Below are 26,205 nucleotides of genomic sequence, written 5' to 3'. Positions count from 1 at the left end.
ATCGATTTCAAATAATTGTACAAAACGGACATCAATACAAGATATGCCTTGCAAGCACTACCTGCCTGGGTGTGTATCCGGTATATTCTTTATAATCCCGGATAAAATGTGCCTGATCGTAGTAACCACTTTCATAGGCAACCTCAGTCAGCGATTTTGCGGAATGTCTTTTGAGACGGCCGAGAGATTCAATGAACCGGAAAGCGCGCTGGTATTCTTTTGTCGACAAACCCACGCATTCCTGAAACTTTCTTGAAAGATGGCGCTGACTGATTCCGAGGTCTGCAGCTAGCTTTTCAATAGGAATCATGCCTCCAGAGAAACGTACCTGTTGTAAACAGCAGGCAATTTTCATATCATAATTGCCATAATCCATCTTCTTAACCAAATAACTCTGTAACAGCTTTACGCGAGCCTCGTTATTGCTAAGCATTGCCAATTTATCTTCCAGTTCTGCCGCCAGAGAACCCCATAATTCGGCAAGACCGATCGTTTTGTTGGCTAACTGATGCATGGGGACATCCATAAAACGATATGCCATGCCCGGGTGGAAACAAATTGCAATAACCCCCGTCCCTTTCCGCATTTGAACATTTGCTGGCTTGCTCATTCGAAAAGTAGCAATACTGCGTTTATATAATTCCTCGTTGATGATGGCAACAGGAGCAATGGTATAATTAAAAAAAATCTCTGCGCAAGTGTCCGGCAGTACGCGGATACAGCTGGTATCGGCATCTTCATCGCATTCCATTGTGCAGATTAGCTTAACATACGGCTGCAAAGAAGGGAGGATGTCATAGGATTGAATACGCATACATTACAAATATATGTATAACCCCTGTTGATGCCTTGTGTATTTGGATACTGTCATGCAAGCTATGAAACAAGAATCAAAAAAACAATTTAGAGCAGATCATCTTTATTATCTTTATTGAAAAACTATCTGGTTATGATATTGCAATACCTGACACAAGAGTTCGAACATGAAGTAAGCAGCACACGTAAATTATTACAGGCTATTCCAGAAAAAGACCTTGGTTACAAACCCTCAGATTCCTCCTGGACAATGGGGGAACTGGCGCAACACATTGCCACTATCTACTATTGGTACGTGGGTACGCTAACGCAAGATGTGTATGATATGGCAGCGGATCAGTTGGAGAGAGGTGATACCAATGATATTAAAGCTACGCTGGCGCTTTTTGAAAGTAACGTTGAAAAAGCCCGCACTGCCTTGAAAGCACTTACCGAGGAGAAATTGCAGGCCAATTGGACGATGAAATTGGGAGAGCAAGTGGTTCTTGGCCCCATGCCGAGGGGAATCGTTGCACGTGGATTTCTATTTAATCATATATATCATCACCGTGGCGAAATGATTGTTTACCTGCGTGCTACCGGGAATAAGGTACCGGGAATGTACGGCCCCACATATGAAGAAAGCAGGCGCACATAAGTTTGAAAGGCGGATCATTTTACCGAACAGTTCTATTTCTTGCCGGCAGGATAATGCCTTATTAATTCTACTATGCGAAATCTAATTTGTTAAGCTCTTCAAACAGATGTGAATAAAAGATAGTATAGTGATGATGACCAACCGTACGGTAGTTGTTTTATGCTGCTCGTCACACTAGCTTGATTGTGGTTAATATTTTGCCGACCTTCGCTTTACAGTTAGACATAACACCTGAAACCAGCCAATCCCATATAGTAATCAATGAACATTAAATATTGGTTTGAAATGATGAGGGAGAGAATTATAACTCTATTATTTTTTTTTCCTCTTGTTTTTTCAACCGTTCCTTTGTTGGCCCAAAACCGGTCTTTTCCCTACCAGTTTAATTATCTTACAGTTGATGAAGGCCTGTCACACACAGATGCTAATGATATAGTGCAAGACAAGTATGGATATATCTGGGTAGCAACATATTTTGGAATCAGCCGCTACGATGGCTATTCTATCAGGAAATATTATAATGTTAATGTCCCGCTAAATAATGCGTTTAAAAACCGGGTGAGATGCATTGCCTCGGATGAGACAGGCCGGATCTGGCTGGGTACGGAAGACGGATTACAATGTTTTGATCCCGGGACAGAGCGGTACCTGGATTTCCCTAAACTGCAAAAGTACGTAGTGCCTCCATTTTCTAAATTACTTACACCATCAAAAAATGTGCTTTATGGGATTACGGATGGTATATTGAAAATGTATTCTGTAGACGGAAATAATGTATACGAAGAAAGAATACAAATGCCACGTGACGATGTACGGTTTTCAGATATGGCAAACAGCAAAGACGGATTGCTTTATTTGTCGGGCAACAAAGGTTTATGGACTTTCGATAGAAATAAAAAATTCAAACCGGTTCCTGTAGATGGTCTTGGCGACTCTAATCTGTCGCGACTATATTTTGATAATCAGTTTAATCTGCTGATTGCAAACGGGAAGAAGCTTATGATTCTGAGGCCGATTGCTAATTCCTCTGCAGCAACTAAGAGACAAACCATATTCCTAACCTATTCAATGCCCGATAACTTCTCTGTCAGAGATATCATGCAGGGTAGTAAGGGAGACTATTGGATCAGTGGAGGATCAGCATTAATCCGGCTAGACAGGAATTTAAACTTTATACAAAGAGTAGATGATCAAAGTTCGCAGCATAGCCTGAATTCGCGGTCATTAACCAGATGCATAATAGACCGCTCTCAATGTTTATGGGTGTGTTCCTTTGGAGGCGGCGTTAATTACTGCGATTTAAATCAAAAGTTGTTTTACACCCTCCAACGTGACCCACGTCATCTTAATACTCTCTCTGGAAATCACATTCGTTCTATACTCGAAGATGGAGACAATCTTTGGGTAGGAACAACAGCGAACGGACTGAATTTATATAACTTAAAAACAAAGAAGTACACTTATTATAACTCCTACAACTCTCCCATCAAATTAAAAAATGACGCAATCACTTCTCTTACATTTGACAATGCTCATAACTTGTGGATTGGCACTGGCAGTGGCATCGACATATTAAAAGCTGGAGGAACAGAATTGTGGCGACCTAAAGGATCAGATCAATTCCCGGGATATATTATTGAAACAATTGTTAAAGACTGTTACGGGAATATTTGGTTTGGCAATCACATGAACAATTTTGGTGTGATATGGAAAGACGAATCAAATACGTATCATGTTAAATACTACGATGAGGGGTACTTTATTCATGCTGATGACAAAAAGCCTCAATTGTTTGTTTCGAGTACACGAGGATTAAAGCGTGTTTTAATCGACGCGAAGGGAAATATATTAAAAACCTTCCATTACAATGCATCGTCAAAACCGAACTCTTTAACTTCCGACTATACATACCCCATATGTAAACAGAATGATAGTGTTTACTGGGTCGGAACCATAGGCGGCGGCCTGAATCGTCTTTCTTTAAACTTGAAAAACAATTCGTATACGATCAGGCCTTATACCAGCAATTATGGCGTGTTTAAGGATGTAGAAAGTATGGAAATTGATAATGCCGGAAACGTTTGGATGGGCGGGAATGGATTGGAACGTTTAGACCCTAAAACAGGTAAGCTGATACGTTACGACAAAAACGATGGGCTACAGGGCAACAGTTTTAAAGTTGGATCGTCTTATAAAGGGGCCAGCGGCCGGCTATATTTTGGTGGGATAAATGGGCTGAATTATTTCTACCCTGAGCAGATAAAGCCCAGCCACATTGTTGCCCATCCGGTTTTGACAGATATCCTTATTACTAATCAAAGACCCCAATATGGGAAACAAGGCCCTGCTAAAAATTCGATTGAAGAAGCTATCAGCTATACTAAAGAGCTTACACTGAATTATTTGCAAAACAACTTTCTGGTTTCATTTTCCTCAATGAACTATGCTAATCCTCTTAAATCCCAATACCGCTACAAGCTAGTTGGATTTGATAAGGAGTGGCGTTACACGAATGGAGGAAACCCCACTGCTGCATATAGCAACCTCGATTTTAATACGTACAAGTTTATTGTTGAAGCCACTAATATAGATGGCATTTGGAGCGCTAATCAGGCGCAGCTAGATATTACAATTACACCACCATGGTGGAAATCTACAGCGGCGAAGATGCTTTATGGACTACTCATTTTGTCTGGCCTGGCAGGCATCTATATCTATCAGGCAAGATGGCATCGCTTAAAGAGGGAAATTGAGGTCAGGGCCCTTAATGAAAAAAAGAGAGAGGAAATGCATCAGCAGCGGCTTGAACTTTATCAACAGCAATTGCAATTCTTTACGAATATATCACATGAGTTCAGAACTCCTCTGACATTAATACTGGGCCCATTAGAAAAACTAATGGGCCATAGTAACAGCTCAGCTTTAAGTAATTCATATCAGCTTATGCTAAGAAATGCAAAGCGGTTAATGAATCTGGTGAGTGAGTTGATGAACTTTAAAAAAGCAGCAGACAGCGTTATAAAGCTCCAGGTACAGCCTTTAGCAATAAATAATTTTTGTAAAGAACTGGTATCGGAGTTTCAGGATTTGTCGTTAGGAAAAGATATTCATTTTAAACTGATCGATCATACAGAAACGGGAGATGACCAGTTAACAAACTATTTTGATATCCAGATTCTCGAGAAAATTCTTCTTAATCTGTTAAACAATGGTTTTAAATATACAGAACCGGGTGGAGAAGTGTCCCTTGAAATATTTTTCGATCTTGAAAACTTTAAACCATCCTTTCAAAACGAGTTTCAGCTTCTGAACGACGGTTTCAGAGCAGAGAAATACATTTATTTTGGTGTATCAGATACAGGGATAGGCATCTCCGGCGAGTCTATTCACAGGATTTTCGATCGATACTACCGGGTTAGTAAGGATCATCTAGGGTCGGGTGTTGGTCTTGCCCTTGTCAGAAGCTTAACACAATTGCACAAAGGCGACATTTACGTGTACAGCGAGCGGCAGCGGGGGACGGAGATTATTATTGGGCTTCCCTGGGGAGATGAAAATTATACCGAAGCAGAAAAAGCTCCCGAAGGAACTGAACTGGAGCCTAAACTTGAAGCGGTAGACCATTCTATATTGCTGCCGTTAACATTGAAGGAAAATGACAAGGATGAAGACTTAAAGATCCAAAAATACATTTTGCTCGTGGATGATAACAGAGAGTTACGATCTTTCTTAAAACAGGCTTTCGAAAAACATTATCACATTTATGAAGCGGCTGACGGAAGAGAAGCGCTTGAGATTGCAGCAGAAAAAGTTCCGGATCTCATTATTAGTGATGTGATGATGCCGGTAATGGATGGCATTGAATTTTGCAAACGGGTAAAAGAACAATTCGAAACGAGTCATATTCCATTTATCATACTATCAGCTAAAGATACACTGGATTCCAAGCTTGAAGGAATGGGGTCTGGCGCTGATTTCTATTTTGAAAAGCCTCTCAGTATGGATTTGCTCCAGCTAACCGTTCAGAATATTTTTGAACAAAGTAAAAAACTTAAACATCGGTATATAAACGACTATCTGGCAGAAGCAACAGAATTAGTTCATTCAGAAAAAGACAAGGAGTTTTTGCAGAAACTTTTAGATATCATAGAAGAAAATATACAGGACACTGATCTGGACGTCGACTTTTTATGCAAACACCTGTACATCAGCCGGACGAAGCTATATCAAAAGATAAAAAGCGTATCTGATCTGTCGGTTAGTGAGTTTATCAGGACAATCCGTTTGAAAAAAGCCATTCAGATAATGACGCACGAAGACGTTACAATGAACGAAGTGGCAGATCGGATCGGACTGCAAAGCAGTTCAAACTTCTCGAGGGCGTTTAAAAAAGAATTTGGAAAATCGCCTTTGCAGTATATAAGGTCATTGAAGAAATAATTAGTTCAGTTACTTTATACAACTGTTGATCGCAGCAGCTCTATAAAATAACCGAACTAATTGTAATTTTACTTTCTACCTGCTAACTGTATCTGATAGCTGAAAGTAGCTGCATCGGTATAGACCCTGTAAGGCTCTAAAGGACGGGGGCCGCAACCGTGAGAACCCACGCCCAGTGTCTTATGACTTACGCATAAGACCGTTCCTTTGCTTTCCGGAAGATCGATTTTGTATTCAACATTTTCCATTTCTTCATCACTGTATGGCAATGCAGAAACCTGAAGCAGGTCCTTGTCCTGTTTAATAGTTATGCCATTTCCCTTTTTGGAAGTTACATTTGCCCAGCGAACGTCTTCGTGATTACCACATTCCATCGGTTTCTCATAGGGTGTTAATTGATTTTTAACAGTGCTGAAATAGTGGCCTACATCGGAGCCGCTTTTTCTGTCGGCATAGTTTTCCATCGGTCCTCTGCCGAAGTAATCGAACGTATTGAGATCTTTATTAAGAAACATGCGTATACCCAGTCGGGCTAGCGCTATTTTAGGTCCTCCAAAGCTTACATTGTTTACCGCTTTTATTAAACCCTTTCCGTTTATTGTATAGATGACATCGTGTTTTACTGAAAAATCCTGCTTACCGGTTCCAGTTAAACTTACCCTTATTTCTACTACATCAGGCGCTAACTGAGAGCTCTTTACATCATTCGTTTTCCAGTTTATTGATCTTAATCCCTTTTTATCCCAGTCTTCGTAGGCCCACATATCGTCTATCTGGTGAGGGGCGCGCCAAAGATGAAGCATTGGTCCCCCGGTTTCCTGTAATAAGTTTTCGCCTCCATTTTCAAGTTTCGAAAAAGTGCCTTTCACTTTGTCAAATACAATATTAAAATCAGTACCTTTTACTAGTATGGAATGATCATTATCGCTTAGTGTCAATTTTCCGCCCGGGGTATTATCCTCAAAAGGTGCAACCCTTACAGGCAGTTGCAGCTGCTGAGACGCTATCTCATAGGTTTTTTTAGCCCAAAGCTCGTCTTTGGTTAAATCGAAAGAAACGCGAAGGAAATATTCTGCTCCCGGTTTTGGAGTTACTTTATAAGGTATTTTAACATCCTTTTGTCCGCCTGGAACGAGATCAATAACCGGGAGTTTTCCACTGGAAATAACCTTTCCATTTTCTGAAAGCTCCCATTTCGCGGCAAACTGGCTAAGATTAGTAAACTGATATCGGTTTTTAACGGTCACGAAACCATTTTTTAAGTCCTTGTCGAGAATACTGATCCATTGGTAAGCATGTTTAAGCTCCGGATAATGTGGTTTGAGAGTACGGTCTGAAGCTACGACACCCTTGTGAATAAAATACCGGTCGTTTGGATATTCACCGAAGCCCCCTCCAAATGCAGTGATCGGGTGTTTAGGATCCCTGTTATTGTAAATTCCCTGATCCTGCCATTCCCAGATAGCTCCACCAAGCAAAGATGGGTATTTGTCAAACAATTCGTTATACAGATCTACCGAACCCATTGAATTAAACATAGCATGAGCATACTCGCATAAATAAAATGGCTTTGTGAGAGATGGATTGGTCGCCTGATCCTGTAATTCCGGAGTTTGCGTGTACATTCTGCTGTCAATATCTGCAGGGTTATTCTGCCCGACTCCAAAACCCTCATAATGTGTTACCCGGGTTGGATCTATGTCTTTAATTGCTTGTAATGCAGCTCTGAAGTTCGTTCCGCCACTGCCGTTTTCATTTCCTAAAGACCAGATAAGAACCGAAGGATGGTTTTTGAAGTTCTCAACGTTCGCTACATTCCGGTCAACAATAGCAGCTTTGATACGAGGTTCGTCATTAAACTCGTTCATTGCTCCATGGCATTCAACGTTCGCTTCTGCTACCAGATAAATTCCATATTCGTCACACAGCTCATACCACCTCGGATCATCGGAATAGTGACTGGTACGAACGTGATTACAATTAGCCTGTTTAATCAGCTCGATATCGCGGATCATCTGCTCTTCTGTAACAGCGTGGCCTACATCGGGCCAGTTTTCATGGCGATTAACTCCTTTTAGCTTGATCGGAACACCATTTAGCGTAAACAAACGGCCTTTTATTTCCATCTCCCGAAAGCCAGTACGTGAAGAGAGTGTTTCTATTGTCCTGGTTCCGTCGTTCAGGGTGATTACTGTAGTATAAAGCCTGGGTGTTTCTGCGGTCCACTTTTGAGGATCCTTAACAGAAAAGTTTACATTTATGAGGACTTCCTGGCCGGGCTGTAGTGCAGGAACAGGTGCTTTACCCGCAGCACCGGGTACTGCCACAGAACCATTGTATAAAGAAACTGCCAACGTACGGGCCGGAACTGCTGATGACCCATAATTTTTAACTTTGGCCGTTACAGCCAGTTGTGCATTCCGAAACTGATTGTCGAGATCTGTTTTAATAAAATAGTCCCTGATGTGCTGCTGCGGGCTACTCCAGAGGGTTACATTCCTGAAAATACCGCTTAGGCGCCACATGTCCTGATCTTCCAGATAAGTTCCGCTGGTATAGCGATACACTTCCACTGCAATCACATTTTTACCCGGCTTTACATAATTTGTAAGATCGAATTCAGCAGCATTCCGGCTATTTACGCTATATCCTACTTTTTTTCCGTTAACCCAGATAAAAAAGCCGGCGTCTACACCGTCGAATGTGATAAAGATCCGTCGTCCGTTCCATGCCGCCGGGATTGTAAAATCGCGCCGGTAGCTGCCTACCGGATTTCGTTCCTTGTAACTTGTAAACTTCTCATCAGGAGTGCTCATCACATGAGGGAAATCCTTCTTAATGATATAATTGTAATTGCTGTAGGAGGGAGTGCCATATCCCTGTACATCCCAGTTTGAGGGAACTTTGATCTCCTTCCAACCAGAAACATCGTAATCTGGTTTATAGAAATTAACAGGACGTTTCTGAGGCCAGTCTACCCAATTGAATTTCCAAAAGCCGTTTAAGCTCCGACTGAACGAAGACGCATGTCTTTTGCCTGCGAGTGCTTCTTTTAAAGAGCCATAAGGCATTAAAGTTGCGTGGCTTACTTCTTTATTGATACCGATATTCTGCGGATCTTCAATTTCTTTTGGCACAAAAGCGGTGTCCGTCTTTGATAAATAGCCTGTTTGCTGGTGAAAGCCAAAGCTTACATTGTGGCTTAATGCGAAAATAAGGATCGGCAAAGACTTGCAGATTTTTTTCTTAAATACATTGGTGAGCATAAATATTAAACTAAGTGAATGGTGTTAAGGGAAATTTAGAGTTACACGACAAAGATGTGCAACATTGCTTCGTTTACATTATCCCCGCATACATAATTTTTGACACAGCGTACAAAAAAATGTCAGTTACCCCCTGGTATTCTCCGCAACACATTAAACTACATACTGCTAAAATAGCGATAAGCTCAGAACCATCGTTGCGTTTTTTTCAAATTGTACATTTTTTTTGACACCAGATGCATTTCACTTTTAGCGGAATGGATTATTTAAAATATAAAATCACATTTGTCTCAAGCATTACTTGAACGGCCAGTAATCAGAAAAACAAATTGCGAAGCCGCCGTTCTTTTTTGAAACCAATTATGCTTGAAAATTCAATTCATCAACGTGTATTGAACGGAGTATTAGCCAAAAAAGATACGTTTTGAGTAGTGCTTAAATAAACTAGTAAACTTAAGAAAGGAGGATGGCTTTATGACCTAAAAGATACTTTAATTATGAACTATCGAAAAAGCTGCTCTCAGAGGCTCTCGACACCTCCGAAAGCAGTAAAGTACTGTCGTTAGTTAGCTAATAATATTACAACTGACAATTATTTACTAAAATCCTACAGTCACAATGTATAACAAATATACTGCTTTTCGATGTGGAAACCTTTTTCACATCAAACCTAATTTTCTTTTTAAAATTAAAACATCTTTCCTGCTACTTGCGGCTCTTTTGCAGATAAGTACAGCATCAATCGGGCATGAGAAAACGATGGATGAAGGGATGTTTTTTGAAAACCTCTCGGATAAAATCGTTCCGATACAGGTTACAGGCAAGGTAACCGACGAAAAAGGTGTTCCGTTGCCGGGAGTGTCAATTAAGCTGAAAGGTGGCTCAGTGTCTGCTGTTACTAATACAGAAGGAAACTTTGCAATCAAATTGCCTGGTAACAATGGAGTTCTGGTTTTTACATATGTTGGATTTGCCACCCAGGAGGTTACAGTTGGCAATAGCAAAACCATCAATGTCACGTTAAAAGAATCAGCAGTCGGACTAAATGATGTTGTTATTGTTGGATATGGACAACAAAAGAAAGCAACGGTAACAGGGGCTATTACCTCAGTGAACATCGAAGAACTTAAGCAACCGGTAGCTAACTTATCAACGGGCTTAGCCGGAAGAGTTGCAGGTATAATTGGCGTTCAAAGGAGCGGACAACCAGGCTATGATAATGCTGAAATCTACATCAGAGGTATTTCCACTTTTACCAATAGCAGCCCGCTTGTATTAGTTGACGGAGTACAACGGGAGTTAAGCAACGTTGACCCGGAAGACATTGCAAGTTTTAGCATCCTTAAGGATGCATCCGCCACAGCCGTATATGGCGTAAGAGGGGCCAATGGAGTTATCCTCATTCAAACGAAAAAAGGTAAAGTGGGAAAACCACTTATTAACTTCCAGTACGATCAGGGAGTAACTGAGTTTACAAGGCTTCCTGAATTTGCCGATGGCGCAACGTATATGCAATTGGCCAATGAAGCGGTTCACAACAGCAAACCGACAGACCAGCCGCGGTATTCTGCCGGAAGAATTGATTCAACGGCCAAAGGATTAGATCCAGACTTGTACCCTAATACCAATTGGTTTAAGGAATTGTTTAATAAAACGGGACAAAACCGGAGGGCAAGAGTGAATGCGGGAGGAGGCTCTGAAAACGCGAGATATTACTTATCACTGGGGTATTATGATGAAGATGGCCTTTATAAAACCGATAAGCTTTCTGCATATAATTCATCAATCAAATTCACCCGTTATAATTTCACTTCAAACCTGGGTTTGAATGTAACAAAAACGACTAAAGTTGACTTTGGAGCATCGGGCTGGTTAAGTGAAGGTAATTACCCCGGTAACTCTTCTGATGCTATATGGGGATCAGCTTACGTCATGCCTCCTATTCTAATCCCGGCAACTTACTCTAACGGATTAGCTCCTAAAATAGCGACTGCCGATGTTTTTAATCCCTACAGCTTACTTGCCCGATCGGGGTATGTCTCTGAATTTAGAAGCCAGTTATGGAGTAATATACGAGTAACCCAGGATTTTAGCTTTTGGTTAAAGGGATTATCGGCTACAGCGATGTTTTCCTTTGATAACTATAATTCCCACACTATTGAAAGAACGAGGACTGTTGATGGTTATATAGCTATTGGCCGGGATGACAATGGTAACTTACTTACAAAAAGAACCTCTACTGGCAGTAGTTTTCTTGGATACAATAGAAAAAATGGAGGAACTCGTCTATTCAACTCGGAAGCTTCAATAAACTATGATCGTACTTTTGGCAAACACAACGTAACAGGCATGTTGCTTTATACTCAATCGGATAAATCCGATGCCTTTGCGGGTGATTTTATCGCATCGATTCCCTACCGTTATATGGGCCTCGCAGCACGAACTACATATTCTTATAGCAATAAATATTTGTTAGAAGCCAATTTTGGATACAACGGTTCAGAAACCTTTGCACCAGATAAGCGGTTTGGATTTTTTCCTGCTCTTAGCGGAGGATGGATAATTTCTGAAGAAGGTTTTTTTAAGCCTGTTGCTAATACTATTGAGTACCTGAAATTGAGGTATTCCTGGGGCCAGGTCGGTAATGATCGAATTCAACGTCCAAACCAGGATCCTATTCGCTTTGGTTACATATCCACAGTTGCTGGAGGAAATGGCAGTTATTGGTACGGTGCCGGAACTTCTCAAACTGAAGTAAAAGGCTATGATATTGAAGAATACGCAGTATCAGTAGGCTGGGAAAAGGCAACCAAACAAAACTTGGGCCTTGAAATCAAAATGTTACACAATGGAATTTCTTTAGTTGTAGATGCATTTAAAGAAAACCGTACGGGTATTTTCCTCCGGAGAGGAGATCTGCCTAACTATACAGGTATTCGTCGTCTACCTAATGCAAATCTTGGCCATGTGATAAACAGGGGTATCGATGGAACTATCGATCTAAATGCGAAAGTAGGAAAAGACTGGAACTTTGCATTTAGAGGAAACCTTACCTGGAACAGAGCAAAAGTAATGGATGATGCTAATGCGCCATGGCCATACCCCTGGCAGCAGCGAATTGGTCGTAAGTATGGTCAGCGCTTTGGATATATTGATTTGGGATTATTTGAAAGTGATGAAGAAGTTGCCAACAGCCCCGAGCAAAGTGGAAAAACGGCTGCGGGCGATATAAAATATAAAGACTTAAATGGCGACGGCAAAATTAGTGATTTTGATCAGGCCCCTATAGGTTATGGTTCTATACCCGAAATAGTTTATGGATTCGGCCCAACCATTCGATGGAAAGGATTTTCAGTTGCCGGGTGGTTTAAAGGAATCAGTAACGTTGATATTAGCCTTGCAGGGGATGGGTTTCAGCCCTTCAGTCAGGGTGGTGAGCGCGGTAACCTTATGGCTCAGATTACAGATCGCTGGACACCCGGCAATCCCAATCCTCGTCCATTTTATCCCCGGTTAACTGATGGCAATGAGAATATGAATTATGCAACAAGTACCTGGTGGATGAAAAATGGCGCTTTCATGCGCTTACAGACTTTACAGGTAAGCTATGATTTCAATAAAGCTAAAGTACTTAAAAAAGTAGGGATGGCTAACCTTAGCTTATATTTTATTGGCTACAACCTGTGGACAATCAGCGGATTTAAACTTTGGGACGTAGAGTTAGGGGATGGCCGGGGTTCACAATATCCTTTAATTAAAACATTCAATTTCGGGGCTAAATGCACATTCAAATAACAAGCATATTTAAGCTTATAAACATGAGATCTATATTAATAAATGGGAGCACCTTTGCATTAGGCATTACATTAATGTTTAATACAGGCTGTAAAGATTATCTTGACCAGATACCCGATAACCGCATTACCATAGAGGAGGTATTTCAGAAAAAAGAACCTTCGGAGCAGTACCTGGCAAACGTTTACAGTTACATTCCCGATGAAAGTAATCAATGGACCGATAATCCATGGTGGGGTAATTCAGACGAGGCAGATATCACGTGGACAAAATATAATATTTATCGCTTAAACATATTAAATTACAGTCCCGGTGCGACGATCTTCGATAAGTGGGGGACATATTATAATGGCATACGGGCGGCGACCTATTTCATAAATCATATTGATGGAAACACGGAAATTCTGAGCCTTGCAGGACAAGTATTAATTGATCAGTATAAAGCAGAAGCACGTTTTCTCAGGGCCTACTATTATTTCCTACTAATGCGTCAGTACGGGCCAGTGGTTTTAGTTGGAGACAAGGATATGGCTCCAGATGCTTCTGCAGCCAGTTTGCAACTGCCCAGAAGTACTTTTGATGAATGCGTGGAATATGTAAGTAGCGAACTTGACCAGGCTGCCAGGGTTCTACCACTTGTGCCTTCCATTGCGGGAGTTCCAAACCAAACACAGCTCGGAAGAGCAACCGTAGGAATGGCCTTAGCAGTGAAATCCAGACTATTGTTGTATGCTGCAAGTCCTTTATACAATGGGAACACAGAAGTAACGAATTTTAAAAACAGTGAAGGAGTTCCATTAATAAGTCAAACATCCGATGTCAATAAGTGGAAAAAGGCTGTGGATGCAGCAAAAGCCGTAATTGATCTCGGTATTTACAATTTGTATAAGGAACCGGGAAATAATGCGCAAAAGTCATATGAAGATATCTTCCTGGTAGCAGGAAACAGCGAGCAGATTTTTGTGCGGCCTAACAATAATCAGGTAGAGCTGGAAGTTCATTCAACTCCCCGGTCGGCCGGGGGCTGGAATGGGGTGGGAGCAACTCAGGAACAAGTGGATGCTTACTTCATGAACGATGGTAAGCCGATTAATGAATCATCTCTCTATTCAGAAACTGGATTCACAACTGTAAATGGAGTTCAGGTATCAAATATGTACCTGAATCGCGAGCCGAGGTTTTATGCCTCGATTCTGTATAATAATACTGTCTGGAGACTCGGAAATATGAATGCTGCAGGCACTATCAACTTTTTCAGGTCTGGCCCTAATGGTTCAGCCGGGCATGCTACCGATTGGACAAGAACAGGATATCTGGTTAGAAAAAATGTGAGTCCTGAAACCAATAGCGGAGCAAATAGTGCCAACAGAGCATTTAAACGGCCTCAGGTTCACTTCCGGCTTGGAGAGATTTATCTGAATTATGTGGAAGCGTTGAATGAATATGATCCGACTAACCCGGATATTGTAAGGTATCTTAATTACATCAGAGAGAGAGCGGGGATTCCTCAATATGGCCCGGGAACAAATCAACTTCCAGTTCCAGCCAATCAAGTGGAAATGCGCCAAAGAATAAGAGCTGAACGAAGAGTGGAACTTGCTTTTGAAGGTCATAGATGGTTCGATATCAGACGCTGGAAAATTGCACCGCAAGTAATGGGGAATATGCATGGAATGGATATTAGTAAAGATGGAAATGACTTCTATAAAAGAGTAGTTGCCAGTACTCACCTTTTCCGTTCTCCTGCATCCTATTGGTTTCCCATCAGCCAATATGAAATAGACAGAGCAACACTTGTCATTCAAAATCCAGGTTGGTAATTAATTAAAAAAGTTATGATGATTAAAAAAATTCCACATACTGTCCTGATTCTTAGTCTTGTAGGCTGTTCTTTACTTAACAACGCCTGCAAAGACACGGTTGATCTCCCTGATCAGCCCATAGATAGCTATAATAAAGTATATATGCCACAAAGCGTTGCTGGTACTGTAAGCAGAACATTAAACATTTCGGATACCCTTCAGGTAGTAACTTATGGGGCAGCTTTTGGAGGATTTGGTTATCCAAATACAGACATTCCTGTTGTCTTTACAGTTAACAATCAGTTGGTGGCTGAGTATAACACTAAAAATAACACAAACTATCCTGTTCTGCCTGAGAGTATGTACACTCTATCCAGTACAAGTACAGTAATCCCTAAAGGAAAATTATCTACGACCCCCTTAAGCATATTATTAAAGACTAAGGGACCCGGATCAATGATCCCTCTTAAAAGCTACTTGCTGCCGATAACTATGTCCGCCCAGGGAGTTGCTGTAAACCCGGAACTAACTACTGCTTACTTCCTTGTTAAAGCTCAACCCAAGCTGTCTGACTATCCTTTATTCGACCGGTCGCAGTGGCAAATAATTGATATTTCTTCAGAAGAGGCTACAGGAGAGGGCCCTAATAATGGCCGGGCAATATTTGCATTAGATAATAATAAAAGTACGTTTTGGCACTCCAGGTGGTCAAATGGAGGAGCCGTTGCTCCACACCATATAACCATTGATATGGGTACCATCAGAGAAATTCATGGTTTCTACTTAGTAGCGCGTCAGGCTGACGGAAATGGTAAACCACAAGAAGTCTCCGTACAAACCAGTCTTGACAATGTTAACTGGACAAGTGCCGGAACTATAAATTTTGAGAATAAGCAACAGGAGCAATTTCAGTTTTTAACCGAAGGATTCCCTACAGCCCGTTATTTCAAATTTACAATTGTTTCAGCATATGGCGCGTCATACATGCAGATAGCAGAACTGAATGCTTTCTAAGAATACAATAGATCTATAAGCAGCCAGTACTTTTTCACTTGACTGCTTATGGGTTTTATACTCTTTTTATTCGCTAACAATAGCCAGTACTACCTTTATTAAATTACCTATAAGCTCTTAATCGATGGAAATATCAAACACCAGGCTTGCCAGGCTTGTAATAATAATTGTTTTGCTGTTCTCTGCCTGCAAAAAAGACAGCAAAATAGAGGAAGATGTTCCTACAGAACCCAAGACAGAGATCACTCCTGTTACAACTAAGGACGCTCACCCTATTGCAGATCAGTCGATTGCATATTATAATAATGCCTTTTTAACAACCTCCGGTTCCACTCAATTTTATAAGAAGTCTATAAGCGACGCAGAAAAAGACTATTTCTGGTGTCAGGCACTGGAAATTCAAATGGTGGAAGATGTATACTTACGCACAAAATCCGATAGTCACAAAACGTTGATAAAAAATCTTCTCAATACATTTATAGCACAGAATAAGGATATAGGGGGTGACTATAAATGGGACTGGAACGAATTTAATGATGATATACTTTGGGCTGCAATTGCCTTCGCCAGAGGATATCACATAACTAAGGAAGAGAAGTTTCTTACCCAGGCTAAGTACTCCTTCAACAGAGCCTATGACAGAGGATGGGACGATGCATTAGGCGGTGGTATCTGGTGGGATATCCGTAAAGATGATAAATCCGGCTTGAGTAATAATACCGCAGTGATCACAGCGTGTTATATTTACGAAGCCACCGGCGAAGAGGTATACCTCGCAAAAGCCCAACAAATTTACGATTGGATCAGGGCGACACTTTATAACTCCGCTACCGGAGCTGTATCAGAAACTATAAAAGCAAATGGTATAATAAAAGCCGATGCAAATGTTTATAATGTGGGTGCATTCATAAGTGCCGCAAATCATTTATATAAGCTTACTGCAATCCCTTCGTACTTCGATGATGCTAAACGCTCTGTGGATTTCGTGAAAAATAATAAAACAGTTGGTGGTATTCTAACACATAGTACCAGAGATGGAACCTGGCAATCAGAATTTGCACGGGGAGTAGGAGAATTTGTTCGGGACAATAACTTGTGGGATCTCTATTATCCCTGGATGAAACAAAATGCGGATGCCGCCTGGGCAATAAGAAGGGGAGATCTTAATATAGGATGGAACCAATGGACGACCCAGACGCCTAAAGACAATTGTTCTGCATTGGAATGTGTTGGTACCGTTGTAATGCAGCAAATAATGCCAGCGTCAAAACCCGGCATAGTAGAAGGCGGAGTATATCGCTTTACTCCAAAACTAAATAGTGCAGCAGCTCTGAATATATCAGGCACTCCGGAGGAAAATAAAGCTAATATATTAACCTGGGATAATCAACCTGCCCAAAAGTTCCGTGTGACATCAATTGGGAAAGGGTATTATAAACTTAGCCCCCAAAATGCCACTTCCTTTTTTCTTGATATCTCTAATGGGGGTCAGTCCGACGGAACAACAATTAAAGCCTCCACTGCGGGTTCCGGTAAGTCACAGAACTGGAAACTTATTTATGACTATGATGGATTGTACAAGATTAGAAGTCAGCATGCGCCCTTGAGTCTGATTAAATTGAAGGATAAAAGCGCGGAGGAAAATATTGACTGTGTTTTATGGAAGGAACGTAATGACGACAGCGAGCTTTGGTTTCCTCAAAAAGATCAATAGAATTTGCAGGGTCAACCAATAATAATTGTTGTTTGCTTTTTGTGGTTTTTAAACTTAGAATAAAAATTCAGATGTTCAACGGCGTAGGACTAATAGTAATAAAAAACTTAAGGTGATAGAGCCGGAGTTTCTGATCAACAACTTAACACCGGAGGAGAGAGCCATGTACGAAGCAAGATGTTCGAAGGAAAACTTGAAACAGCCAGAAAGATGAAAGATGGAGGATTATCTATCCGCCAGATTGCGGAGTTTACGGGTCTCAGCATTGAGGAAATTCAGAGACTGTAGCAGAGATCGTAGCAAAGAAGATGCAATAGACGAACATGTTAGTCAGGCAAGGCTTACTATATAGACTGCAGCAACTATGCCTGAAATTACAGACCGTCAAATTTTGAAATTATTCATCCTCCTAAGTCTTTTTATGACAGACTTTATTCAAGGCCCTCATTTCAGCGGGCTTTTTTAAGCCGTTGCAATTGGCAAACAGTAAACCAGTTTCTCGGGAAGGAAAGATTTTCTCTTGTAAGATAAATAATTTTATTACCTTAAAGGCTTTGAATAGCCCCTATGTATTTAAAAAAACACCTCTCCATCGCAATTCTTTCAGCTCTTGCATTTTTTTTGTTACCGTTCAACCCCGCTAAAGCCAGTGACGGCCCTAATATCCCTGAAATTCAGGCTTTAATAAATCGTGTAACCCATGGCAGAGCGAGTGAATTTAATTTACAGCCTATAACAGCTGCTGTTGATACTTTTTACCTTGCTAATGAGGATAACAAAATAGCTATTAAAGCAAGCAGCACCATTGCCATGGCTAAAGGGTTTAACTACTATCTGAAAAACATTTGCCATGTCTCTGTAACCTGGTATGCTGCAGATTCAGTAATAATGCCTGCAGTTCTTCCAAAAGCATTTACTCCGGCTGGTGAGCGTTGCCGTTTTGATAATCGTTTCTTTTTAAACTATTGCACTTTTGGCTATACCACGGTTTGGTGGAAGTGGAACCATTGGCAGCATTTCATAGACTGGATGGCCATGAACGGGATTAACATGCCTTTGGCTATAACCGGGCAGGAATACATCTGGCAACGCGTTTGGCGTAAATTTGGAATGACGGATGAACAATCGCGCGCATTTTTTACCGGCCCTGTGCATTTACCCTGGCAGCGTATGGGTAACCTTGACCGCTGGCAGGGGCCACTGCCGCAAAGCTTTATAGATGGACAGTTCGAGCTTCAGAAAAAAATACTGACACGCGAGAGGGCCTTAGGAATGCACCCCATTTTGCCGGCTTTTGCAGGGCATGTGCCAAAAGACCTGAAAAAGAAATATCCTGATATTAAACTCACTAATCTTGGCTCTTATGATACAGGCGCAGAAAACGACGCTTATTTTCTTGACCCGATGGATCCGCTTTTTGTTAAAATACAAAAGGAATACCTGAGTGAACAGCAAAAGCTTTGGGGCACAGACCATTATTACGGGGCAGATCCTTTTAATGAGATGGACCCGCCAAGCTGGGAGCCATCATTCCTGGCAAAAACAGCGGCATCCATTTATGGCGGTATGAAAGCCATAGACCCTAAAGCTGTTTGGATACAGATGGGCTGGACATTTTATTACGACCGTAAACACTGGACCAACCCAAGATTAGAAGCCATGATCAAAGCTGTTCCGCAAAACCACATGATGATACTGGACTATTTTTGCGAGCAAACCGAAGTGTGGCGCATAACGGACGGCTTTTTTAATGCACCATACATCTGGTGTTACCTCGGAAACTTTGGGGGCAATACGCAGTTAGCCGCTCCGGTTTTAAAAACTGCTAAACTTTTAAGTGCAACAGAGGACGACCCAAACCACCGGCAAATGACAGGCATCGGCTCAACGCTTGAGGGTTTTGGCGTAAATGAATTTATGTTCGAGTGGCTATTTGATTACGCATGGAATACCGGTGCCAAAGACCCGGCCAATTGGATAAAAAAATATGCTGAAAGCCGCTGCGGGCATAACGACCCGGTAATTACAGCTGCCTGGACAAAGCTGCTTCCGGTGATTTATAATTCTGATGTTTCGGATGTAGGGCTTGGTAATATCATACAATCCAAACCGATGTTAAAAGGGAATGGAGGCTACACGTGGCTGGGAAAATACAATTATCAGGCATTGGCTAATATTTTTCCGCAATTCCTGCTTGCCGATTCAGCATCAAAGGCCAATCCTAACTATACACGAGACCTGGCTATGCTGGAGAAGCAGGTGCTGGTGAACCTCGCTGTGTCCTTAAGGGATTCTGTTGGCAGGGCATACCATTCGAAAAATCAGCAATTGTTTAATAAATACACCGGATTGTTTCTTGACTTGTGCGACGATGTGGACCGTATAACAGCTACTCAGCACGAATTGCTATTAGGTGCATGGATAAAAGAGGCCCGCGATTTCGGCTCAACGCCAGAAGAAAAAAACTATTACGAAAAAAACGCCCGCCTGCTGATAACCACCTGGGGAGGAGAAGGCAACGGTATAACCGATTATGCAGCAAAAGATTGGTCGGGAATGATCAGCACTTATTATAAAGGTCGCTGGACGTTGTTCTTTAATGAACTACGTAAAACCATTGATACCGGCAAAGAACCAGACATGGACGCCTTTGATAAGCAACGCGCCGCTTTTGACTGGAAATGGGTAAACACCAACCAAAGCCAGCAACCGTTTAAATGGAATACAACCGGAAATACTTATTCGGTAGTTGTGGACATTTATAAAAAATGGGCGCCTTATTTATAATGAAATATAAATGATTTCAGAGCACTATTTTATAATTGCAAGCAGCAATCAGACCGAGTTAGTGACGTCGGGGCCTTTACAAGTAGAATAATTTAAAGATGCTAAAATCGATTTTGACACGTATTTGCTTTTTGGTTTTTACAGTCTCCGCAAAGGTACTGATGGCAAACGGCTCAGACTCGACAATTATATTGCCTTTAGGTGGGAATGCCTGGGTGAACAGTCCGGCTGTTATTACAGATACAGGAGTATCAAACTGGAGTGAGCAGGGCAATGTTCCGGTGATTTATTTCAGGATAACGAAACCCCAGCAATTGGATTTATCCTTAAAACTACAGGTGCCTTCGGGCAAAAGCCGGATCAAAGTTACGATCGGGGAAAAGGAATTTATAAAGCAGGTTAGCGCAACCAGCCCTGAAATTATTCATGTTGGCAGTATAACACCCGGAAAAGGTGGTTATATAAAAGCCGAGCTTCATGGCATCCATAAAACCGGACCTGTGTTTGCCAATGTTTCTGAAATGATCATTAGCGGTGTTCATGCTGATAATGAAGTAATTTATGTAAAGAATGGTAGTTCATTTTATTTCTGCAGGCGCGGTCCGTCGGTACATCTTAACTTTCATATCCCTGAAAACCTTAAAAATGATGTAAGGTGGTTTTATAGTGAGATATCTGTGCCGCTCGGAATGGATAAAGAAGGCTCTTATTTTATGGCGGATGGATTTAGCCAGGGATATTTTGGCATGCAGGTGAACAGCAAATCTGAACGACGGATATTGTTTTCTGTCTGGAGCCCGTTTGAAACTGAAAATCCGGAAAGTATTCCGGACAGCATGAAAATAAGGTTATTGAAAAAAGGTCCCACTGTCCATGCCCAGGATTTTGGTAACGAAGGTTCCGGAGGCCAGAGCTTTATGAGGTACTCCTGGGAAGCCGGCAAAACGTATGGCTTTTTGTTAGGTGCAGAGCCCGATACTGCCGCCGGTTCAACCATCTTTACGGCCTATTTTAAAGATTTAAGTTTAGGCAAATGGTTTTTGGTCGCCCGTTTCGAACGCCCTAAGACACTTAGCTATCTGTCTCAATTACATTCCTTTCTTGAGAATTTTATTCCGGAAAACGGTAACCTGGTGAGAATTGCTTACTATAAAAACCAATGGATTGCAGGAAAGAACGGAGAATGGCATGAGCTTAACCAGATTACACTTACCGCAGATGCTGCAGCACGGAATAAATTGAGGGCTGATTATGCCGGCGGAACAAAAGACGGGCAGTTTTATCTGATGAATTGTGGCTTTTTTGATCAGTTCATTCCTTTCGATCAGGTTTTTGAACGCCCCTTGTATTCGGAAAAGCCTATTGTCGATTTTAATAAGTTGCCTTAAAATGCCAGGCAGATAAGATGATCGCTGCATACATGCCGGAGCAGGTGATTGTCAGTTTATTAGTTAGATGAATCTCTATGAAGTATAACATAAAAGTTTTTGTTTCATTTTTAATTGTAGTAGCCGTCGCTCTGCTGATTTACTTTAATGATAACAAATTTAGTCACTCTTTAGCATGTGAAGAGTTAGAAGAGTTTAAGGAAGAGAATATTAAAGGTTTTGTTGAACGTAAGTATTTCGATGAGTCTAACCATAATTGTAAAACCATCAAATTAAGCAACCAGACAATAGTTCTTGGTGTGGACACCTCTAACTTCTTTAGTTACCTTAACACGGGAGATGAAGTAGTAAAAAGAAGGGGTACGGATACCGTTGTTGTAAGTAGAACAGGAGGTCAAAAGGCGTTTAAATTATATTTTGGATGCTCTGTAAATAGAATTTTATAGCAACAAAATGTGTAAATCATAACTTGTCATATCCAGGAGACGATCTTTTAAGATTTTATTGCCCTTATTCTGTTACAATGGAATGTTTAAATTGGGTTTATTTTATTACAAAAAATATGTAATTCTGCCCTTATTCTGTTACAATTTCTGTTCATTGATGAAATACAGGAGAGTCCTAAAGCCATCCAACTGTTGCGCTATTTTTATGAAGAAATACCAACGCTTCATGTTATTAGCGCAGGTTCACTTTTGGAATTTGCCATGCAGAAAGAGCATAGCTTTCCGGTAGGCAGGGTCGAATTTTTATATCTCCATCCGCTGAATTTCCAGGAATATCTGCAGGCTAGTGGAAAGCACTCCCTGCTGGAACAATTGCAGCAGGTTCCGGTAAAAGCCTTTGCTCATCAAACCTTAATGGATGTCTTTCATCGTTATGCGATTATTGGCGGTATGCCTGAGGTAGTAAAAACCGACATTGAGAAACGCAGCCTTTCGGATTTATCAATTATCTATGAGAGCATTTGGGGTACCTATAAAAGTGATGTAGAAAAGTACACTTCAAACGACACAGAAAGGAAAATTATTAAACATTTAATGGATACGGCACCGGTATACCTGGACGAGCGCATCAAGTTTCAGGGCTTTGGGAATTCCAGTTACCGGTCAAGAGAGGTAGGAGAGGCGTTCAGGACCCTTAACGATGCAAAGATCGTGCGTTTGATTTATCCCACCACGGACATGCACCCGCCATTGAAGTCTGATTTAAAGAAAGCGCCACGTTTGCAGTTTCTGGACACCGGCCTGGTCAATCATAACCTAAACATCCAGGCTGAAATGCTCGCGATGGATGATTTGAACAGTGCCTACAAAGGTGCGGTTATCCCTCATCTGGTGACCCAGGAGCTGATATCCCTTCAAAGTATTTCGGCGCATACACCCAATTTCTGGGTGAGAGAAAAAGCCCAGTCCAGTGCGGAAGTGGATTTACTGTACACTTATAACAAGTTGGTTATCCCGATAGAAATCAAATCAGGCAGTACAGGCAGTTTAAAGTCGCTCCATCAGTTTATTGAAGCAGCAGACCATCCGCCATCCGGATATATGGTGGCGCCTTAAAGACAGAGAGAGCTGTTACTCCCAATAAAAAACCATATTTGTTATTGAATTTACCTTATTATGCTGCCACAGCACTGCATCAATATATTGAGTGGTTTGTCAGGCAGGAAATTTAATGTGTTGGCCTATGATTAGTAGTTAGTGCATAATGGAGTATTGAGATAAAAAATTGAGAGATATTGGCAATAAAAAGGCATTAGGTCTCTAATCTCATTAATAATCAGCTGACACACCTTCGTTTCCCGTTAGATGCTTCTCAATCATATAATCTGTCAGCTTTTTCAGCTCCCTATCAGTATATAAAGGATGAACGCCGTCTGAAGTATAATATTCTAATTTACCGCCGATCTTTGAATACCAAACTTATCCCTTTGCCCTCTTGGTGATTGTGTCAGGCTAGTGATTCTTCTGAAATGGGCCATTTTTACCGTATCCATTGCCAGGATGTTCTTATTAAAGATTTTTGCGTCACATGATACCGCCTCATAATGATCACCCGTCCAATACATACATTGCTGAGGCTCTGTTAAGCTTATCCAAATCAGGCAGCCAATACACCACTAAGCGCCAAACCTGCAAATAACACGAGTCTCTTTCTTTTAAGGGAAGCAGTAACAGCGTCCTCGTGCTTGCCACCGAATGACACCAGACGATCAGTTACCTCAGTATTATGCGATTCATCCGGAGCAAGCGGCGTCCAGTCAGTATAATAAGGCCTTGGTTGAAAGTCAATCAGCCAGGCCAGCAACTCTATATTAATCTCATCGGTATTATTGGTCCTCCGCTTTAAGAAATTACAGAGAGGTTTAAATCGTTCCGTATCAAACTGCCTGATAACTCTCTCGTATCCGTCTGCATCCACCTTGCGTTCAAAGAAATCTTGCATAATCGTTCATCCTTCTTCTGGAATTTGTTGTTATAAACCGCTATACATGCTTTTTTAGACTTGCGGGAGTGGAAGAGTTGAGCCAAATAAAATGAAAATCGGCTCATGGTTTTATTATATTTGAGCCGAATAAATAAACTAATCGGCTCATTATGTATAACTGGCAGTTTTTAGAATGGCCTGATTTCATTTATGAAGTAAAGGAAGTGCAACCGTTAATCCTTGCGTTTGCGCAAGAGACCGGGGAAATAAGTGGTGTAATTCAAGGACTATCTGACGAATTAAAGCAAGAAACGCTCCTTCAGCTCATGTTGTCTGAAGCAGTTAAAACCTCTGAAATTGAAGGCGAATATATCAGCCGTGAAGATGTAATTTCGTCTATTAGAAATAATCTCGGGCTGAATGAAACGCTCATTAATGTAAAAGATCAACGGGCAGGAGGTGTAGCGCAATGGATGCTGGAGGTCCGGAAATCGTTTGATCAACCATTAAGTTTGAATATGCTCAAGGTTTGGCACAATATATTGATGACCGGAGCACGTAACGTTAATCCTGGCCAGTGGCGAATAGGGGCTGAGCCTATGCAGATAATTTCAGGTACATACGGCCGCGAAGTAGTACATTATGAAGCACCACCATCCTCAGATGTTCCTAAAGAAATGGAGAGGTTTGTTCAATGGTACAATAAGGCTACATTTCCTCTAAAAGGCGAAGTTGCCGAGGCGGTACTCAGGTCTGCGGTGGCTCACCTGTATTTTGAGTCTATACATCCGTTTGAAGATGGTAATGGTCGTATTGGGCGGGCAATTGCCGAGAAGGCATTGTCTCAATCTATCGGACGCCCTGTAATGCTTAGCCTTTCTAAAATCATTGAACACGATAAAGCGACTTATTACGCTGCCTTAAAGGAAGCGCAACAGTCTTTGGATATAACCGCATGGATTAATTACTTCGCTGCTGTGATTTTAGAAGCCCAGCGCGATGCTAAGGCCATGGTACAGTTTACCTTGAAGAAAGCACAATTTTTTGACCGGTATAAGCATCAGCTTAACGAGCGGCAATTGAAAGCAATCAATAAGATGTTAGAAAAAGGTGCTGATGGATTTGAAGGGGGAATGACCGCTAAGAAATATATCGGCATTAGTAAAGCTTCTAAAGCCACCGCAACTCGTGATTTACAACAACTTCAGGAGATGGGCGTTTTAATCCAGGAAGGAGCAGGGAGATCGGTAAAATACCAGTTGAATTTAGTTTGATTTAGCATCACACAGGATAATTGGAAGTTGTTCAAATAAGTAATAGAGCAGATAAGAATTGGGTGCCAGATGCGACAATACAAAACCTATATAAACCTTAATAAGATGAATGAAGTTGAGCGTTTGTTTTTAACTAAATCAGTGGAGAGAGCAGGTGTTTTTTTATATAGAAAAACTGATGCATTGGAGTTTATTAAAGAATGCAGAAAAAGAAACGTTGGTATTCTCGGGATTGATAAGAAAACCGGTGTCGCGGTACATTCACCGTGTCATTCGATGTAAAGCCATAGGTGAAACAAATGACGAGAGTATCGATGGTACTATCAAAGAAGATAAACTTGGTCTGGATATTATTTATATACAAGCTAAACGCTGGCAAGCCGGCAATGTAGTAGGACGGCCAGAGTTGCACAAGTTTGTTGGGGCTCTTGCCGGTCAGGGAGCCAAGAAAGGGATTTTTATCACCACCTCAGCCTTTACCAAGGATGCATTAAGCTACTCTCTCAAGAACGAAACCAAAATTGTACTAATCGACGGCGACCAAATAAATATCTTACAAAAGGCCGTCGTATAAGTTTTTATTTTGATCTTTATGAGAAAAGAACACAAAATACTCATTCCTAAATGACAGGCCGCCATGGATAAGGGAAATAAGAATCCATTTTTCACAAAAATAGAACACAGCCTTTCTATGTCAGGCTTAAAAGGAGGACCTCGAAAAGATATTCTATATAGGCGGGTGCGAATGCACTGAAGAAAGCTACAAGCAAATGTTGTTAGCAATTGACAGTAATAATCTCAGGCTCTTTTTTGATCGGTTTGCTTATAATAGTCAAAAGGAT

Annotated in this window: 15 protein-coding genes; 12 read left to right on the top strand and 3 right to left on the bottom strand. The window is 41.2% G+C overall.

What is annotated here, in order from left to right:
* Window positions 1–31: 31 nt before the first annotated feature.
* Window positions 32–814: an AraC family transcriptional regulator gene (locus BDE36_RS17240; RefSeq protein ID WP_141815847.1), complete on the bottom strand. Its 783-nt coding sequence runs from the start codon at window positions 812–814 to the stop codon at window positions 32–34.
* 117 nt (window positions 815–931) lie between these two features.
* On the opposite strand from BDE36_RS17240, the gene BDE36_RS17235 reads away from it, so the two are divergent.
* Window positions 932–1,453, top strand: coding sequence for a DinB family protein (locus BDE36_RS17235; protein WP_235904267.1), 522 nt, complete (start codon window positions 932–934; stop codon window positions 1,451–1,453).
* A gap of 261 nt (window positions 1,454–1,714) precedes the next feature.
* Entirely contained in the window at window positions 1,715–5,893 is a 4,179-nt protein-coding gene (locus BDE36_RS17230) for a hybrid sensor histidine kinase/response regulator transcription factor (RefSeq protein ID WP_141815846.1), read from the top strand.
* Window positions 5,894–5,961: 68 nt separating this feature from the next.
* On the opposite strand, the gene BDE36_RS17225 is transcribed toward BDE36_RS17230, so the two are convergent.
* Complete coding sequence (locus tag BDE36_RS17225) at window positions 5,962–9,159, bottom strand: glycoside hydrolase family 2 TIM barrel-domain containing protein (protein WP_141815845.1); 3,198 nt, start codon at window positions 9,157–9,159, stop codon at window positions 5,962–5,964.
* Between the two features lie 618 nt (window positions 9,160–9,777).
* Between BDE36_RS17225 and BDE36_RS17220 the strand changes: the two genes are divergently transcribed.
* The 8 genes from BDE36_RS17220 (at window position 9,778) to BDE36_RS17185 (ending at window position 23,221) form a co-directional block, all read left to right on the top strand.
* The gene (locus tag BDE36_RS17220; RefSeq protein WP_141815844.1) at window positions 9,778–12,954 is read left to right on the top strand and encodes a SusC/RagA family TonB-linked outer membrane protein; all 3,177 of its coding nucleotides are present in this window, start codon (window positions 9,778–9,780) and stop codon (window positions 12,952–12,954) included.
* Between the two features lie 23 nt (window positions 12,955–12,977).
* Entirely contained in the window at window positions 12,978–14,774 is a 1,797-nt protein-coding gene (locus tag BDE36_RS17215; protein WP_141815843.1) for a RagB/SusD family nutrient uptake outer membrane protein, read from the top strand.
* Between the two features lie 15 nt (window positions 14,775–14,789).
* A complete protein-coding gene (locus BDE36_RS17210; protein WP_141815842.1) occupies window positions 14,790–15,770 on the top strand; it encodes a BT_3987 domain-containing protein in 981 nt (326 codons plus the stop codon).
* 124 nt (window positions 15,771–15,894) lie between these two features.
* Window positions 15,895–17,484: a glycoside hydrolase family 76 protein gene (locus BDE36_RS17205; protein WP_141815841.1), complete on the top strand. Its 1,590-nt coding sequence runs from the start codon at window positions 15,895–15,897 to the stop codon at window positions 17,482–17,484.
* Between the two features lie 567 nt (window positions 17,485–18,051).
* On the top strand, window positions 18,052–20,271 hold the full coding sequence (locus tag BDE36_RS17200) for an alpha-N-acetylglucosaminidase (protein WP_141815840.1): 2,220 nt from the start codon (window positions 18,052–18,054) through the stop codon (window positions 20,269–20,271).
* A 98-nt stretch (window positions 20,272–20,369) separates the two neighbouring features.
* Window positions 20,370–21,659 (top strand): DUF3472 domain-containing protein, encoded by a 1,290-nt coding sequence (locus BDE36_RS17195; protein WP_141815839.1) that lies wholly within the window; start codon window positions 20,370–20,372, stop codon window positions 21,657–21,659.
* 77 nt (window positions 21,660–21,736) lie between these two features.
* On the top strand, window positions 21,737–22,105 hold the full coding sequence (locus tag BDE36_RS17190) for a hypothetical protein (RefSeq protein ID WP_128770897.1): 369 nt from the start codon (window positions 21,737–21,739) through the stop codon (window positions 22,103–22,105).
* A 192-nt stretch (window positions 22,106–22,297) separates the two neighbouring features.
* On the top strand, window positions 22,298–23,221 hold the full coding sequence (locus BDE36_RS17185) for an ATP-binding protein (RefSeq protein ID WP_211360930.1): 924 nt from the start codon (window positions 22,298–22,300) through the stop codon (window positions 23,219–23,221).
* 541 nt (window positions 23,222–23,762) lie between these two features.
* Here BDE36_RS17185 and BDE36_RS17180 read toward each other — a convergent pair.
* Window positions 23,763–24,107: a hypothetical protein gene (locus BDE36_RS17180; RefSeq protein ID WP_141815838.1), complete on the bottom strand. Its 345-nt coding sequence runs from the start codon at window positions 24,105–24,107 to the stop codon at window positions 23,763–23,765.
* 152 nt (window positions 24,108–24,259) lie between these two features.
* On the opposite strand from BDE36_RS17180, the gene BDE36_RS17175 reads away from it, so the two are divergent.
* Together BDE36_RS17175 and BDE36_RS17170 are read left to right on the top strand one after the other, a co-directional pair.
* Complete coding sequence (locus BDE36_RS17175) at window positions 24,260–25,363, top strand: Fic family protein (RefSeq protein WP_202618124.1); 1,104 nt, start codon at window positions 24,260–24,262, stop codon at window positions 25,361–25,363.
* 178 nt (window positions 25,364–25,541) lie between these two features.
* Window positions 25,542–25,937 (top strand): restriction endonuclease, encoded by a 396-nt coding sequence (locus BDE36_RS17170; protein ID WP_202618123.1) that lies wholly within the window; start codon window positions 25,542–25,544, stop codon window positions 25,935–25,937.
* The last annotated feature ends 268 nt before the right edge of the window (window positions 25,938–26,205 follow it).

Source organism: Arcticibacter tournemirensis, from assembly GCF_006716645.1.
Lineage (GTDB): Bacteria > Bacteroidota > Bacteroidia > Sphingobacteriales > Sphingobacteriaceae > Arcticibacter > Arcticibacter tournemirensis.
This window is presented reverse-complemented; position numbering and strand designations above follow the sequence as displayed.

Coding starts and splice junctions, on each gene's coding strand:
- BDE36_RS17240 (WP_141815847.1), bottom strand. CDS start 814: ATGCGTATTCAATCCTATGACATCCTCCCTTCTTTGCAGCCGTATGTT.
- BDE36_RS17230 (WP_141815846.1), top strand. CDS start 1,715: ATGAACATTAAATATTGGTTTGAAATGATGAGGGAGAGAATTATAACT.
- BDE36_RS17225 (WP_141815845.1), bottom strand. CDS start 9,159: ATGCTCACCAATGTATTTAAGAAAAAAATCTGCAAGTCTTTGCCGATC.
- BDE36_RS17220 (WP_141815844.1), top strand. CDS start 9,778: ATGTATAACAAATATACTGCTTTTCGATGTGGAAACCTTTTTCACATC.
- BDE36_RS17215 (WP_141815843.1), top strand. CDS start 12,978: ATGAGATCTATATTAATAAATGGGAGCACCTTTGCATTAGGCATTACA.
- BDE36_RS17210 (WP_141815842.1), top strand. CDS start 14,790: ATGATGATTAAAAAAATTCCACATACTGTCCTGATTCTTAGTCTTGTA.
- BDE36_RS17205 (WP_141815841.1), top strand. CDS start 15,895: ATGGAAATATCAAACACCAGGCTTGCCAGGCTTGTAATAATAATTGTT.
- BDE36_RS17200 (WP_141815840.1), top strand. CDS start 18,052: ATGTATTTAAAAAAACACCTCTCCATCGCAATTCTTTCAGCTCTTGCA.
- BDE36_RS17195 (WP_141815839.1), top strand. CDS start 20,370: ATGCTAAAATCGATTTTGACACGTATTTGCTTTTTGGTTTTTACAGTC.
- BDE36_RS17190 (WP_128770897.1), top strand. CDS start 21,737: ATGAAGTATAACATAAAAGTTTTTGTTTCATTTTTAATTGTAGTAGCC.
- BDE36_RS17180 (WP_141815838.1), bottom strand. CDS start 24,107: ATGCAAGATTTCTTTGAACGCAAGGTGGATGCAGACGGATACGAGAGA.
- BDE36_RS17175 (WP_202618124.1), top strand. CDS start 24,260: ATGTATAACTGGCAGTTTTTAGAATGGCCTGATTTCATTTATGAAGTA.
- BDE36_RS17170 (WP_202618123.1), top strand. CDS start 25,542: ATGCATTGGAGTTTATTAAAGAATGCAGAAAAAGAAACGTTGGTATTC.